The 15818-nt window shown below is 36.6% G+C and carries 11 protein-coding genes and 2 pseudogenes; 11 read left to right on the plus strand and 2 right to left on the minus strand.

The genetic code is table 11. The features are described 5' to 3' along the window. Nucleotides 1-3 precede the first annotated feature (3 nt). The 5 genes and pseudogenes from C502_RS19655 to C502_RS0113885 all read left to right on the plus strand — a co-directional run bounded on the left by C502_RS19655 (nt 4) and on the right by C502_RS0113885 (nt 2402). Nucleotides 4-138: a hypothetical protein gene (locus tag C502_RS19655; RefSeq protein ID WP_018679422.1), complete on the plus strand. Its 135-nt coding sequence runs from the start codon at nt 4-6 to the stop codon at nt 136-138. Beyond that, nucleotides 114-416 (plus strand): annotated as a pseudogene (locus tag C502_RS0113870) (hydrolase or metal-binding protein); the annotation flags it as partial. The gene C502_RS19655 and the pseudogene C502_RS0113870, both read left to right, overlap by 25 nt. 88 nt (nt 417-504) lie before the next feature. After that, nucleotides 505-735 carry a helix-turn-helix transcriptional regulator gene (locus C502_RS0113875; protein ID WP_023274658.1) on the plus strand — a complete coding sequence of 77 codons (231 nt, stop codon included), beginning with the start codon at nt 505-507 and terminating at the stop codon, nt 733-735. 59 nt (nt 736-794) lie between these two features. Beyond that, nucleotides 795-1382 (plus strand): class I SAM-dependent methyltransferase, encoded by a 588-nt coding sequence (locus C502_RS0113880; RefSeq protein ID WP_018679425.1) that lies wholly within the window; start codon nt 795-797, stop codon nt 1380-1382. A 6-nt stretch (nt 1383-1388) separates the two neighbouring features. Beyond that, the gene (locus C502_RS0113885; RefSeq protein WP_018679426.1) at nt 1389-2402 is read left to right on the plus strand and encodes an HNH endonuclease; all 1014 of its coding nucleotides are present in this window, start codon (nt 1389-1391) and stop codon (nt 2400-2402) included. A 13-nt stretch (nt 2403-2415) separates the two neighbouring features. Here C502_RS0113885 and C502_RS0113890 read toward each other — a convergent pair whose 3' ends face one another. After that, nucleotides 2416-3471 carry a competence protein CoiA gene (locus C502_RS0113890; RefSeq protein WP_018679427.1) on the minus strand — a complete coding sequence of 352 codons (1056 nt, stop codon included), beginning with the start codon at nt 3469-3471 and terminating at the stop codon, nt 2416-2418. Nucleotides 3472-3590: 119 nt separating this feature from the next. Here C502_RS0113890 and C502_RS0113895 point away from each other — a divergent pair, with 119 nt between their 5' ends. The 6 genes from C502_RS0113895 (at nt 3591) to C502_RS0113925 (ending at nt 15341) form a co-directional block, all read left to right on the plus strand. Further along, nucleotides 3591-5864 (plus strand): type I restriction-modification system subunit M, encoded by a 2274-nt coding sequence (locus C502_RS0113895; protein WP_018679428.1) that lies wholly within the window; start codon nt 3591-3593, stop codon nt 5862-5864. Next, a complete protein-coding gene (locus tag C502_RS0113900; protein ID WP_018679429.1) occupies nt 5864-7156 on the plus strand; it encodes a restriction endonuclease subunit S in 1293 nt (430 codons plus the stop codon). The genes C502_RS0113895 and C502_RS0113900 overlap by 1 nt, the downstream gene beginning before the upstream one ends. A gap of 214 nt (nt 7157-7370) precedes the next feature. Then, nucleotides 7371-8288 (plus strand): Abi family protein, encoded by a 918-nt coding sequence (locus C502_RS0113910; protein ID WP_018679431.1) that lies wholly within the window; start codon nt 7371-7373, stop codon nt 8286-8288. Nucleotides 8289-8325: 37 nt separating this feature from the next. Beyond that, nucleotides 8326-11586 carry a type I restriction endonuclease subunit R gene (locus tag C502_RS0113915; RefSeq protein ID WP_018679432.1) on the plus strand — a complete coding sequence of 1087 codons (3261 nt, stop codon included), beginning with the start codon at nt 8326-8328 and terminating at the stop codon, nt 11584-11586. 30 nt (nt 11587-11616) lie between these two features. Then, nucleotides 11617-14010 carry an AAA family ATPase gene (locus C502_RS0113920; RefSeq protein ID WP_018679433.1) on the plus strand — a complete coding sequence of 798 codons (2394 nt, stop codon included), beginning with the start codon at nt 11617-11619 and terminating at the stop codon, nt 14008-14010. An 11-nt stretch (nt 14011-14021) separates the two neighbouring features. Continuing rightward, the gene (locus C502_RS0113925) at nt 14022-15341 is read left to right on the plus strand and encodes an McrC family protein (protein WP_018679434.1); all 1320 of its coding nucleotides are present in this window, start codon (nt 14022-14024) and stop codon (nt 15339-15341) included. Between the two features lie 222 nt (nt 15342-15563). On the opposite strand, the pseudogene C502_RS0113930 reads toward C502_RS0113925, so the two are convergent. Then, nucleotides 15564-15818 (minus strand): annotated as a pseudogene (locus tag C502_RS0113930) (IS982 family transposase); the annotation flags it as partial.

Raw genomic sequence — 15818 nt, forward strand, 5'->3', positions numbered from 1 at the left:
CTCATGACGACCTACAACGAAGCTCAAACCTTTTGTGAAATTGAAAAATTTATTAAAGATGTGGTGGATGATCAGATCAGTTGTGAACAATTCAAGCAACAAATTGTTCCCTTACTCCAATTTACTATGTGGACTTAACTTTACGTGATGGTGTGACTTTGCAGGAAGCCATTATTTCAGCCAAACAAATTGATGAACAGAGCAAGGCAGCAGGGTTTTATCAGGAGGCTTTAGACCATGTGGCACGGCAGGGTTATGGTAACGCCAGCTTTGAGGTGGGAGGTGAAGAGGGGGTGGATATTGTTGAAGAGTTTTACATGGATGAAGCAAAGCCAGAGCAGCAGCAAACGCATGACCTGAGCCTTGTTCAGGATATCCAGAAAGGGTTGCAGCAATCGGTTCAGGCTTTGAATTGATTGTGTGAAAGCAGGACGTTTTTTCTTACAGCGAGCTCTATTATTTGAGCGAAATCGCGCTCGCATCATTGATTGGGAGAAAAACATCATGAATGCGTTCACTGGTCAAACTTTTCAGATGAATCAAATTATTAACATTAAGCATGTTGTTGAATTTACTGCGCTTAGTCGATCAAAAATCTATGAGATGATTAACAAGGATTCTAAATATTACGATCCTACCTTTCCTCAACCTATACGTTTGACAGAAATGCGCATTGGTTGGTCAGCTTGGGAAATTCATCAGTGGATTGAGGCTAAGATGGAAGAACGAGAGTAATGGGAGCTTTTGCTCCCTTATTTTTTTGGTAGAATCGAAAAAAATTACTCATGTTATAAATGAAACAAAATTTAGATTATTACGATATCAATGCATTAGGATTTTTCGAGTCTACATACAAAGTAGATATGGAGAGCCTATATCAACCATTTTTACGCTATTTACCAGACCATGCTTTTATACTCGATTTAGGCTGTGGTTCAGGTAGGGATACATTGGCTTTTAAGAATAAAGGTTATCAGGTTGCAGCAACGGATTATTCAAAAGAACTGGTTGATAAGGCAAGGCAATTGACTGGAGTCGATGTGCGTTTTGAAAGTTTCTATGAGTTGTCTGAGCTAAATCAGTATGATGGTATTTGGGCATGTGCTTCATTATTGCATTGTGAAAGAAAACGTTTGCCTGAAGTGTTGGGGAAAATCCTAAAAGCATTAAAAGTGAATGGTATCTGCTATATGTCATTTAAATATGGTACGGGAGAGCGTTACAAGGATGGAAGACAATTTACAGATATGAATGAATCACAAGCACAGAGCTTATTCAAAAAATTTGATAATATTTTACTGTTACAACAATGGATTACCATTGATAAGCGTCCCGATCATAATGAAGATTGGCTGAATATCGTATTTCAAAAACAAAATTGAAAAAAAATGTCAGTATCTATACCTACACCACAGCAGCAACTCAAGTTTCTGAAACAGATTCAGCAAATTTTACATTCAGGAAGTTTTTCTTCGACTTATAAATTTGCTTTATTGATGAGTCTTTCCCGCTTGGCGATTGAACAGGGACGCGATACTGGAGAAGGCTTAACTTTAGACTATCTGGATATTGCAGAAAAATTTATAGATTTATACTGGAAGCAGACTCTTCCATTTCATTTTAATGAAAATGAACCGTTGCTATTACAACAGAATAATGGCAAGCAAGCAGGAATTATCAGCTTAATTCATACTGCCCAGCAAAGTTATAAATCCCTTGCCTTAGCCAGACGAGACTATGTGTACTGGCTGCAATTGAAAAAGAAAGTGGCTGACATCGTAAAGAGGATGCCTGTGACCTACCTACAAAACTTGAAAGGTCAAAATGTTGAGTTTTTATATCGTTTAGATGATTCTCGAAAACAACTTATACTTTTACCAAATGTCATGTATTGCTTACGTCAATTTAGTGAAATTATTGAAGAATTATGCCAGAAAAAGTGGGTTGATTTTGTAAGGTTAAATAAAGGTAATTTATTGGTTCTAGATGGTTTACCTGATCTGGCAACATTCATGTTTGAACCAAGCCGAAATCAACTTCGTCAAGTAGGAGAGTTCTTAGTGGACCTCCAAGCATGTAAGTGCTTTTACTGCCAAAAGCCAATTAAACAAAATAAATGGGCTGTGGATCATTTCATACCTTGGGCAATGTACCCAGCAGATACAGGTCATAATTTTGTGCTTGCAGATGAAAAATGCAATTCAGCTAAAAGTGATTTCTTGGCATCAGAAGAGTTTTTGTTGCAGTGGCAGGAACGTAATAAGAACTTTAATAGCCTCATTACAGATGAGTTATCAAAGCTGGGTTTCCTGACGGATATTGAAAGATCACATAGAGTTGCAAGTTGGGCGTATAGTCAGGCAAAGGAGAATGGATATCTCTTTTGGAGTAATATAAATTAATTCTTTAACTTATTTAAAGGTAGTACCAAAGATCATCAACCTTACTATCCTTATCTAATCTTACCTCTATATATTCACTATATTTCATTTTGTTAGGGTCCTTTTCATGGTGAGCAAAAAAAGCCCCCTGTAAAGCATCACAATGAAAGCAGCCATTGGATAAATAGGCTGTACCACGTGTTTTACTAAAACGTTTAATAATAAAACCATATGTATATTTTTGCATAAGTTTAGGGTTATTTAAAATTTCACTATGAGAACTAGAGAGGTGTTCGATAGTTAATTCAGCTATTTTGGTTAAGTCTGATTTGTAATGTATGAAGTAGTTGATTTCCATAATAGTATTGGTTAATTGGTTGCATTTCCAACATCTGACTTGATTCAATCCTAACTGTAAAAATCTTTGAGAGTTGGGTTTTAATGAGTGCTGAATACCACCGCTCATAAGGTGCTGGAAGAACTGAATAAATTCTTTTTCTACTAAATCAAAACTGTCACAATTTTTAAAAGCACCACTTGCAATAAGTTGGTGAGATTCTTTGTCCAAGGAAATTGAAAAGATAGGCAATTCATAACTTTGGTAATCTAATACATCCCATTTGTTTTTTAAAGTTGTGCGCATGAACCAAATTGCGGGGATTCCTGAAGCTTTATACTTTTCTTGTCTGCGTACTGTTTCTTCTATACTTTGGTAGGACCATTGAATTTCAATTACAATTTTTGATTGTTCTTTTTCTGCATAAATATCAGCAATCCATATTTCACCATCAGGTGTTTGACCTCGATATTCAGGAAAAACTTTCCAACCATTTTCATGTAGATGCTTTAGGATCAAGTATTTGCAAAGTTGATGTTCACGACTTTCTCCTGAGCTAAATTCACATGTACTTGATGGATGGTGAGCAAAAAACTGAGTACCCAATTTATTTTTTTTGGGAATTGCTTTGGTATCGCAGCATGGCATATACATATTTAGATTTTTATATTTCTCTTTTAATCTTGACCATTGTTCATCATCAAGCATAAAGCTATAAATTTCTTTTTCTTCGATAATACTTAGAAAGCCCATTTTTATACGAATTAGTTAACTTTTAACTTATTTTACGGGTGGTAAAACCCATTGTAAATCAGGCACAATTAGCCGCATAAATTTTAAGTTTCAAGCTGTAAAGCAAGCGGTATATTTCAATGACAAATAACAATTTTTCTCAAGTTGCAGCTTTCATTTGGTCAGTCGCAGACCTACTTCGTGGTGACTTTAAACAATCTCAATACGGACGTGTGATTTTACCGTTTACTTTACTTCGCCGTTTGGAGTGCGTATTTGAGCCAAGTAAAGCTAAAGTGCTTGAAGCTAATGAAAAAGTGAAGGCGATGCCTTTGCCAGAAGAAGCAAAAGAAAAAATGTTATTGAAGGCAACAGAGAGCCTATCTTTTTTTAATACTTCAGAGCTTGATTTAAGCAGCCTTGGGCAAAAAAATATTCGAGCGAATATCAGTAACTACATCCAGCACTTTTCAAAAGATGCCCGTGAAATATTTGAACACTTTAAGTTTGATGAGTTCACAGGCTTATTGGACGATGCCAACTTACTCTATAAAGTCGTGCAAAAATTTGCGAGCACGGATTTAAGTCCACAAAGTATTTCTAATCATGACATGGGTTTGGTATTTGAAGAGCTGATTCGTCGTTTCGCTGAAAGTTCAAATGAAACAGCAGGAGAACACTTTACCCCACGAGATATTGTGCGACTCACAACAGGTTTGATTTTTAGCCAAGATGATGATGCCCTGAATAAAGAGGGTGTGATTCGAACCATTTATGATCCTACTGCTGGGACAGGCGGTTTCCTGTCATCAGGTACGGAATATGTGTATGAGCATAATCCTGAAGCAGTGATGCGTGTGTTTGGTCAGGAACTCAATCCAGAATCTTACGCCATTTGTAAAGCGGATATGTTGATTAAAGGGCAGGATGTTAGTCGAATCAAGTTAGGCAATACATTGTCTAATGACCAGCTTGCCTATGAAAAGTTTGACTATATGCTGTCAAATCCACCATTTGGTGTGGATTGGAAAAAGATTGAACAAGAAATTAAAGAGGAGCATGAACAAAAGGGCTTTAATGGTCGTTTTGGTGCAGGCTTGCCGCGTGTCTCAGATGGATCACTATTATTCCTAATGCATTTGATCAGTAAAATGCGCGATGTGGATAGCACAGGTCAGGGCAGTCGCATCGGTATCATTTTAAATGGCTCGCCTTTGTTTACAGGCAGTGCTGGCAGTGGTGAAAGTGAAATCCGCCGTTATATTTTAGAAGCGGATTTGCTTGAAGCGATTATCGCTTTACCAACCGATATGTTCTATAACACAGGCATTGCGACTTATGTTTGGGTACTCAGTAATAAGAAAGACGCCGAGCGTAAAGGCAAAGTACATTTAATTAATGCAGCGAACCTCAGTTCGAAAATGCGTAAGTCACTTGGGTCGAAGCGTAACTATCTGACAGATACAGAAATTAAGACCATTACCCAAAACTATGGTGCTTTTGAAGCAGTAGATACACTGGCTTTAGATGGTGAAAGTGAACAGCAAAAGCCATTCTCGAGCAAAATTTTTAATAGTTATGAATTTGGCTACCGCCGTGTCACCATTGAACGTCCGTTACGTTTATCAGTGCAATTGTCTGATACTCGGATTAACCGTCTAAAATTTTCATCAAAATTCCTAGATGTCATGATGGAGACACTATTTGTTGAATTTGGTCAGTCTTGGAATGATGAAAGCTATGGTGATTTCTCGGATGTAGAAGTCGAAGCGAGAGCTTTCATAAAAGCAAATTATCCTGATATTAAAGAGAAAGATGTAAAGAATATTTTGTCCAAAGATTTATGGATTGATCAAAAAAGTTTGTTCATGAAAGCAAAAATGCTTCAAGGAGAAATTGGACTTAAACAATTTGATGATATGAACGAATTTTCTCTTGTACTTAAAAGATCAATTAAGAATCTTGGAATTACATTAGATTCAAAAGAGCAAAAATTACTTTTGAATGTAGTGTCTTGGAAAAACCATGAAGCGGAGCCAGTGGTAAAGAAAGTATTGAAGACAACTTCGCATTCACTTTATGGGTATTTTGAATATAAAGGTCAAGTAGTTGAATTTGAACAAGATGGTGATTTGCGTGATGCCGAGAACATTGCGCTTGACCCAAGCCAAAGCACGACTGATTTAATTGAGTCTTACTTTAAGCGTGAAGTACAACCGCATGTGCCTGATGCGTGGATCAATGCCGATAAGCGTGATGCACAAGATGGAGAAATTGGGATTGTGGGTTATGAGATTCCGTTTAACCGTCATTTCTATGTGTATGAGCCACCACGTGATTTAGCCGAGATTGATGCCGATTTGGATGCGGTGAGCCGTGAAATTATGGCACTTTTGCAAGAGGTGCATTCGTAATGGCGAAGTATCAGAAATATGCTGAATATAAAGATTCAGGTGTGGAGTGGTTGGGGGAGGTTCCGAGTAACTGGAAAGTGACAAGACTTAAATTTTTAGCCAAGATTAAAAATGGACAAGACTATAAACATGTAGAAGCTGAAAATGGTTTTCCTGTGATGGGCTCAGGTGGACAGTTTACGTTCAGTACAGAATTTATGTTTGATCAGCCTTCAGTTTTACTTGGACGAAAAGGAACTATCGACAAGCCTTTATTTATCGATGAGCCTTTTTGGACAGTTGACACTATGTATTACACAGACGTTCAAAAGGATATTGACGTAAAATATTTCTATTATTTAGCAAAGACTATTCTTTTTGATCGATATTCAACAAATACTGCTTTACCAAGCATGACTCAAGAAAACCTTAATAATTTTGAGTTTTCTATTCCATGTGATTTTGACGAGAGATTGGCGATTAGGAAATTTCTTGACCACGAAACAGCAAAAATTGATACCCTGATTGCTAAACAAGAAAAGCTAATTGAGCTGCTCAAAGAAAAACGCCAAGCGGTAATTAGTCATGCAGTGACTAAAGGTTTAAATCCAAGTGTACCGATGAAAGATTCAGGTGTGGAGTGGTTAGGGGAGGTGCCTGAGCATTGGATTGTGAGTAAATTTGGTTATATTTCTCAAGTAGTCCGAGGTGGTTCACCACGTCCTGCTGGTGACCCAGCATTGTTTAATGGTGATTATTCGCCGTGGGTGACAGTTGCCGAAATTACAAAAGATGATGAGTTATATCTTACAAGTACAGAAACTTTTTTGACAAAGAAAGGTAGTGAGCAGTGTCGAGTTTTTCAATCAGGCACTTTGTTACTTTCCAATAGTGGTGCAACGCTTGGCGTTCCTAAAATTTTGTCTATCAATGCCAATGCAAACGATGGTGTAGTTGGATTTGAGGATTTAAAAATAGACACTGAGTATGCTTATTTTTATTTATCAGTTTTGACAAATGATTTACGTGAAAGAGTTAAGCAAGGTTCAGGACAACCAAATTTAAATACAGATATTGTAAAAGCTATTTCTATAACAATTCCGCCTGAAAATGAAATTAGAGAAATTGTTGCAGACATCAAAAAGAAAATTGATCATTTCTCTAAGTTAATGGCATCGGCTGAAAATGCTATTCAACTCATGCAAGAACGCCGTACAGCCCTTATTTCCGCAGCCGTAACAGGAAAAATTGACGTTCGTCATTGGCAAAATCCAAATAAAAATAATGAGGCGAATATGGAGTTAAGTGCATGATGCTTTCCATATGTTCTATACAAATCTGTTCGCAAATGCGAACAAAAAGCCATTGCATAAAAACGCATAAAATTGCACAATACGCTCAACAACACCCGACAAGGCTAGGCAAGCAATTGCATCCTCAAACTGTCGGGTTACTTTTTTCTGCCCTACCAAAATATAATAATGACTCTACATACAGGCAATTACCCCGATGTGCAGGTAATGCCGCATGAAACCATTTAATAAACCGCCTAAAACATTTTCCGAGCAACTGGAGATTTTAAAATCTCGTGGTATGGTCGTTAACGATGAACAGAAAGCAATTTTCCACTTAGCCCAAGTCAATTACTACCGTTTGGGTGCTTATTGGCTACCCTTTGAACAGACCCATTCACCTCACTGTTTTCAAGAAAACACGAATTTTGAACAGGTGTGGGAAATCTATGTTTTTGACCGTGAACTCAGACTATTGGTGCTCGATGCAATCGAACGGATTGAAGTGGCGATTCGTACCCAATTTGCCTACGAACTTGCGCATCGGCACGGTGCACATGCTTTTATGCATTCGCAATATTTTAAACCCCTGTTTAGATGGGAAAAATTATTAGAGTCGTTAGAGGGAGAAATAGACCGAGCTGATGAAGTATTTATAGAACATTACCAACGTACTTATGATCAGCCTGCATTGCCACCGATTTGGGCATCTTGTGAAGTGATGAGTTTCGGGCAACTTTCTAAATGGTATCAGTCACTGGCTCCGAAACAAACACGCACAGCAATTTCGAGTCATTTTGATTGCGATGAAAAGCAATTTGAAGGTTTATTACAGCATCTCGTATATTTGCGAAATACCTGTGCACATCACTCACGGCTATGGAATCGTAAATTTACTAAAACCATTGCGAAACCTCGAAACAAACCTTTGGGCTTAGCCCAGCAGTGCAATTTTGATCAAAAGGCCTCGGCAGATCGTAAACTTTATAATAGCTTGGTTTTTCTACTGTACTTTATGGATAAAATCACCTTACAACATACATGGCGTCAGCGTTTGATTGATCTTTTGTTGTCGCATAAAAACATTTCTAAAGCCTATATGGGCTTTCCTGAAGATTGGCAAACTTATCCAATCTGGCAAATAAAACAATAGAAAAGGCATTTTAAGATTTAAAAGGGTGACGAGAAAAATGCGATCGGACGTAACTTTAGAAACGATTTTTCAACAAGATATTATTACGCAAATGCAAAGTCATGGTTGGCAGGTTGGTTCACCACAGGGCTACAACCGTGAAAAAGCCCTCTATGAACAAGACGTTTTAGATTTTGTACAAAAGACCCAAGACAAAGAATGGCAAAAGTTTAAAAGTATTTTTCCGAATGATACAGAACGCCATTTTTTAGATACTGTGGTGGCTCAGCTTAAAAAAGCTGACATGAATGCCACCGATATTGAGTCTCGCAGTTATGGTACGTTGGGTGTATTACGTCATGGACTTAAAACCCGTGGTACACGCTTTTCATTTTGCCAGTTTAAACCTGAACATGGTCTAAACACTGAACTGAATGAAATCTATAAACAGAATATTTGTCGTGTTGTACCTGAGTTGGTGTATAGCCCATACGCCAACAAAGCTGAATTTGAAGCAACAGGTAAACAAGCAAAAAAATGGCGCATCGATTTAGTCCTGTTTATTAATGGTTTTCCTGTGGCAACGCTAGAACTCAAGTCAGAGTTTAAACAAGCCGTACAAAATGCCATGGCACAGTACAAAAAAACACGCCTACCCAAAGACCCTGAAACCAATAAGCCAGAACCATTATTGACCTTTAAACGTGGTGCATTAGTGCATTTTGCGGTGAGTCAGTATGAAGTCTATATGGCAACTTATCTCAATGGCGACAACACCTATTTCTTGCCCTTTAACAAAGGCACTAAAGAACAAGGTGCAGGCAATGATGTACCTGAAGATGTGAATGAATACGCAACAGGTTATTTGTGGAATGAAGTTCTAACACCAGACAGCTTACTGAATATTATTGGTAATTTTATTCACTTACAGATTGATGAAAAAGAAGACTGGGAAGGACGTAAATATAAAAAAGAAAGCCTGATTTTCCCACGTTATCACCAATGGAAAGTCGTGACCAAATTGGTTGAAGACTCTTTGGTAGAAGGGACGGGGCAAAAATATCTGATTCAGCATAGTGCGGGTTCAGGAAAGTCCAACTCAATTGCATGGACAGCACATCAACTGTCTAGCTTATACGATGCCAACAATAACAAGATGTTCGATTCAGTGATTGTAGTGACTGACCGAACTATTCTGGATGCACAACTACAAGATACGATCTATCAGTTTGAACATGCGGATGGCGTGGTTGGACGAATTAATAATAAAGAAGGCGATGGTTCTAAATCTGAAAAATTGGCAAATGCATTAGAAATTGCACAGCCGATTATTATTGTCACCATTCAGACCTTCCCTCATGTGCTTAAAGCAATTGAAAACAGTACCAGTTTAAAAGAACGTAAATATGCCGTAATTGCAGATGAAGCACATTCTTCGCAAAGTGGCTCAACGGCACGACAGCTCAAAGAAACGCTGATGCTTGATGAGCGTGATGAACATGATCAGCTCACGTCAGAAGATGTACTAGATGCGGTCATGGCTTCACGTAAAGGCAGCCAGAATTTAAGTTTCTATGCTTTTACGGCAACACCAAAAGATAAAACACTACAGTTATTCGGTCGTTTGCCGAATCCTGAACTACCTCTATCCAAGACCAATAAGCCTGAAGCCTATCATGTCTATTCAATGCGCCAAGCGATTGAAGAAGGCTTTATTTTGGATGTGTTAAAGAATTATACCAACTATAAAGTGATTTATAAGCTCAAACAAAAGATTGAGGAAAAAGACGATCAGGTCGATGCCAAAAAAGCCAAGATCAAGCTCAATCAATGGGTGCGGCTCCATGACCATAATATCTCGCAAAAAGTGCGTGTAATTATTGAGCATTTTAAAAAGAATGTGATGGGCTTATTAGGTGGTCAAGCCAAAGCCATGGTGGTGACCAGTTCACGTAAAGAGGCTGTACGGTACAAACAAGCCTTTGATAAATATGTGGCAGAGCAAAACTATGCCAATATTCAAGCGATGGTAGCATTTTCAGGTGAAGTCGAATTTGCTGATCATGATGCGGATAGTGGTCATTTGGTTGGACAGAAGTTTACTGAAAGTAACATGAATCCAAACTTGAAAGGGCGTGAAATGCGTAAGGCATTTGATAGCGATGACTTTCAAGTGATGATCGTTGCTAATAAATTTCAAACAGGGTTTGATCAGCCAAAGTTAAGTGCCATGTATGTGGATAAAAAACTGGGTGGCGTGGAGTGTGTCCAAACCTTATCGCGTTTAAACCGAACTTATCCTGGCAAAGCAGAATCGGGTACATTTGTTCTGGATTTTTTTAACGAACCACAAGAAATCTTGGATGCATTCCAACCCTACTACCAAACAGCAGAGCTAGCAGATGTCTCTAATCCTGACATTGTGTATGACTTGGTTGAGAAGCTTAAATCAGCACGCATTTTCCTCATGACTGAAGTTGAGCAATTTGTTGAGGCTTTCTATAGCAAAAACAAATCTAATGCAGCACTTGCCAATATCTGTAAACCAGCGATGCAACGTTGGCAGCAACGTTATTCTCAAGCAGTCAATGATTATGACGTGACCAAGAATCGTTTGGAAATTACCAAACGAACAGGTGAACCTGTGTTGATTGCAAATGCTGAAAATGAATTTGCCGAAGCGAAAAAGGCACGTGATGCACTAGAAATCTTTAAAAAGGATTTAGGTAGTTTTAGTCGTTTTTATGAGTTTATGTCGCAGATTGTAGAATATGATGATAAAGAACTCGAAAAAATCAGTTTGTTTGCCCGTACTTTACGTCCGTTATTACGGGAGCAAGCAGCGGATGAAGATGTGATTGATTTAAGTAATGTCTCAATGAGTCATTATCGTCTCTCTAAAATTCGTCAACAGGATATCCAACTAAAAGCGGATAGTACTGAGCATAAATTAGAACCAGCCAATGATCTGGGTTCGGCAAAAGCAAAAAATAAACAAGAGGATTTTTTATCGGTCATTTTACAGCGTGTAAATGATGTATTTATTACCGATAAGCTAACAGATCAGGACATGATTAATTATGTCTACACCGTGGCAGACAAGATGTCTGAAAACACTAAAATGATGAAGCAGATTCAAAACAATACCCGTGAACAAGCGATGTTGGGGGAGTTTGATAATGCTTTGGATGATGCAGTGCTCGATAGTAATACGGCACATACTGAACAAATGACACAGCTGATGAGTGATCCAGCCAAGATGAAGCAGTTTGCCAATATTATTTATGATGTATTGGTGAGTCAGCAAAAAACAAGATGACAATAGATAAAGCTAAAGGTTATTGAATTCATGGAATTAGACGAATTTAAACAAAAATTTAATTTGCCTCGTATTAGTGACTATGTTGCACTTTTATCTCAAGAACAAAAAAAATGGTTCTGGGAGTTGTTTTGGGAAATTAAGCAAGTATTTCCTAATATAGATATTTATCATGCGGGTTCTTCCAAATATGGATATTTAGGGTTTGGAAGAAAGAAAGTTCAAGCAAAGAGAGTAGAAGATTTCTTATTTGTACTTCATTTAGAAAAGAATGGAAATTTTATACTGTACATCGCAGATCAAACATATAGATTATTACGTGTTGATGAGGATGTCCTACCACAAGGATATGATCAATCTGTACAAAAAGAATTAAATTTAAAGGACTGGCTAGATCAGGTAAAGACATTCACTGAGGAGTTAGACTTAGATTATTCAGGTGAAGATTTATACCCTGTAAATTATGAAGTAGAAGACTATTTTACAACTTTAGAAGCTTACAATTTTTTAAAAACAAAATATCAGAAAATTAAGGAAGCAACTAAGAAAATAGTTGGATTTAGAAATAATTCTAATCGAGAGTTAGCTTTGATTTTAGAAAATTCTAGACCTTCTTTGTTTATAGGTGTAGACCCAGAAGACAACCAATACTTTAAATTTAATTTTATTGATAACAATTCGAAAATATTCGGTAAATATGATGAAAATGAAGGGCGTCATGATGGTTTGAAGTCTCATGCTCCTAGTTTGTATAAGGGCAATAAAGCATATTACATTGAGATAAATAGTTTAAGTGATTTAGAAAAATTTTGTGAATGGTATGAATTGGATACACATCAATCATTAGACAACAGTAATTCAAAGGAAAATAAAGAAATGTTGAATAAGATGGTACAACCATTAAATCGTATCTTATTTGGTGCTGCTGGGACGGGGAAAACTTTTAATACAATCAATCACGCACTTTCGGTTATTGAAGATAAGTCCCTAGAAGATTTGGAAAAAGAAAAGCGTGAATATCTAAAAAATAGATTTGATGAGTATAAGAATAAAGGACAGATTAAGTTTGTAACTTTTCATCAGAGTTTTAGTTACGAGGATTTTGTAGAGGGCATTCGAGCTGAAACAGTAGAAGATAATGAGGGTAAAAAAAATATCGAATATCCTGTAGTTTCTGGGGTATTTAAATCATTGTGTGATATTGCTCAATCAAAAGTAATTTTAGAAAGCCAAAAGAACAATTTTGATCCTAGTGCAAATGAAATATGGAAAATGTCTTTAGGAAGAGCAGGAGAGGATGAGGATATCTTCGATTACTGCATTAAAAATCATTGTGTACTTCTTGGATGGGGAGATGACATAAACTTTTCTGGTGCTACTAACCGTAAGCAAGTTGAAGAGATTATGGATGAAAATGGTTATGAGGATTATCGTAAAAAATATCCTTCAGCTTCAAGATTTGTAAATGATTTTAAAAACAAAACAAAAGTTGGTGACTTAATCATCATTTCTGATGGGAATTATAAATTCAGAGCTATTGGTGAAATAAGTGGTAATTATGAACTACTACCTGATAGTGATGATGCACCTAGATACGTTCAAAAGAAATCTGTTAAATGGCTTAAATTGTTCAAACCGAGCCTAAATGTAGAACAACTATTTGATAAAGTTCTTTCGCAACAAACAATTTACAACTTGGCGAATGCAATAAATCTTACCAAACTTAAAAATCTTTTAGATAGTCACCAAAAGGAAGACAATGATAAGAAATTCGTGCTGATCATCGACGAAATCAACAGAGGTAATATTTCTCGTATATTTGGTGAACTCATTACCTTAATTGAAGAGTCGAAGCGTCAAGGGGCAGAAGAACAGCTATCTGTTACATTGCCATATTCTAAATATGAGCTTACTGTTCCAAACAATCTATACCTTATTGGTACGATGAACTCTTCTGACCGCTCTTTAACAGGTTTAGATATTGCTTTACGTCGTCGATTCACTTTTATTGAGATGCCACCTCAACCAAATCTATTGAGAGATGTGAGTGTTGATGGTGTAGATATTGAACGATTATTAACAGTTATCAACCAACGAATTGAAATCTTAATTGATCGTGATCATTGCTTAGGTCATGCTAATTTCATGAATTTAAAAGAGAAACCAACTTTAGAAAATTTGTCAGATATTTTTAAGCAGAAGGTCATTCCACAATTACAAGAATACTTCTTTGATGACTGGGCAAAGATAAATTTAGTTTTAAATGGCAATGGAATGCTTAAGCCAAAACCTGTAGAAAAAACCACAATATTTCCGAATGTAGATTCTGAAGATTTAGGTTACTTTGAAGATAAAAAAACTTGGGAGTTGGTACCAACATCGTTCAAGTCGATTGAAAGTTTTGCAAAGATTATTCAGCATTGATAGGGGCAAATATGTCTGATCTGATAACCGTCAGAGAATATGCATATCTTAGTGTTGCATATGCAGGATGCCCTGAATCAACTATAGATCATGCTTATATTTCTTCATCTGCTTTTGATCATTTGTGTGAACTCTCAGCATCATTTTCTCGACATGGTGCAAAGGTATTTGAATTAGCGGGACGTAGAAAACTCAGACTAGATCAATATGTCGGAGTTCTCGAAACCAAATGCGGTACACGTATTGAAATCTTACCGAAGCATGTTGATATAGAGCCTAGTGAATCTAATGAAATGGTGATTGCAAAAGAACGTGAGCTTTTAAAAAAGATGCTTAAGGTATCTTTGCATTTACCATATCGCGATGCTGGTGAGGCAAATTTAAGTCGTTTTAAACAGCCTATACATGAGTGGATCATAGATCAGTTTCTTTGTAACTTTGAAAAACTTATTCAACGCGGTTTACGCTTTGATTATCAACGTGTACAAGAAGAGCAAAAGTATTTGAGAGGGCAATTACAGCATGTGAAACATATGCGGCAATCCCCAGCAAGAAAGCATATTTTTCCGATTGAGCACGACATCTATGAAGTTGATCGCCCTGAAAATAGGTTAATTAAAACAGCATTAGAAGTTGTTTGTAAAAAAACACGAAGTTCTAAAAATTGGAAACTTGCTCAAGAACTTCGCTTAATGACTGGAGAAATTCCAAAGAGTCAAAATATTGCTCAAGATTTTAAACAGTGGCAGTCAGGGCGTTTACTCGTACTATATGCAGATATAAAACCTTGGACTGAGCTGATTTTAAGTGAATATATGCCTGTATCTACTCAAGGTGGTTGGCGTGGAATGAGCCTATTGTTCCCAATGGAAAGATTGTTTGAGCATTATGTTGCTTATCATTTACGTCGAATTTTAAAAGATTGGAAAGTAAAAACACAAGCATCAAGTCAACATATATGTACACATGAAAATAGACAAATTTTTAAGTTAAAACCAGATATCTACATTGAAAAACAAAATAAAAAAATTGTGTTGGACACAAAATGGAAATTGATTGATCAAAATAACTTGTCAGGACGATATGGCTTGAAAGATAGTGATATTCAGCAAATGTTTGCGTATAGTCATCATTATTTACAGCATAGTAGCGAAGTAATTCTTATATATCCATATCGTAAAGATAAATTTTATCAGCCATTACCTCAATTCGCGTTTAATGCAACTGATAATAGAGCTCTTTTAAAAGTAATACCTTTTAATCTAGATAAGCCAGATGATATAAAAAATTATATTTTTGCCCCAACTCAAAATATTGTTTTATTGAAATGAGCTGGTTGAAAATTAGTAAAGAGCTTAATGGCTATTCTCTCTGAAGAACTCTATCAGCTGATAAAATATTGGTTAGGCGACTTTTGTACACCTTATGATTGATCAGGTGAATGTGATCGGTCAATATTTATTTGACTGCTTATGTCTATGGTTCAAATTTTAAGTAAGTAATTTGTTGAATAGCTAAATTAGGTCAGTATACTATTGTAACCCGAATCCTGTTTAAGCCACTGATTCCATAATTTGAATTTTTGGCTTATTTCGTTGGGTTAATTGATATGCACATAACGATGCATAAATCCCACTTAGAAATCCATGAATACTACGTGCCTTACTCGTCACTAAATTGTATTGTCCTTTCAATAAGCTAAATAACGTTTCTATCTTATTACGTTGTTTTAAGTGATATTCATCTTGTGCACAGAGTTGAACAGTCCGCATGTTCTTTCGATGATACGTAATTAAATCAATACCTTG

Origin of the sequence: Acinetobacter tjernbergiae DSM 14971 = CIP 107465 (assembly GCF_000374425.1) — a bacterium.
Lineage (GTDB): Bacteria > Pseudomonadota > Gammaproteobacteria > Pseudomonadales > Moraxellaceae > Acinetobacter > Acinetobacter tjernbergiae.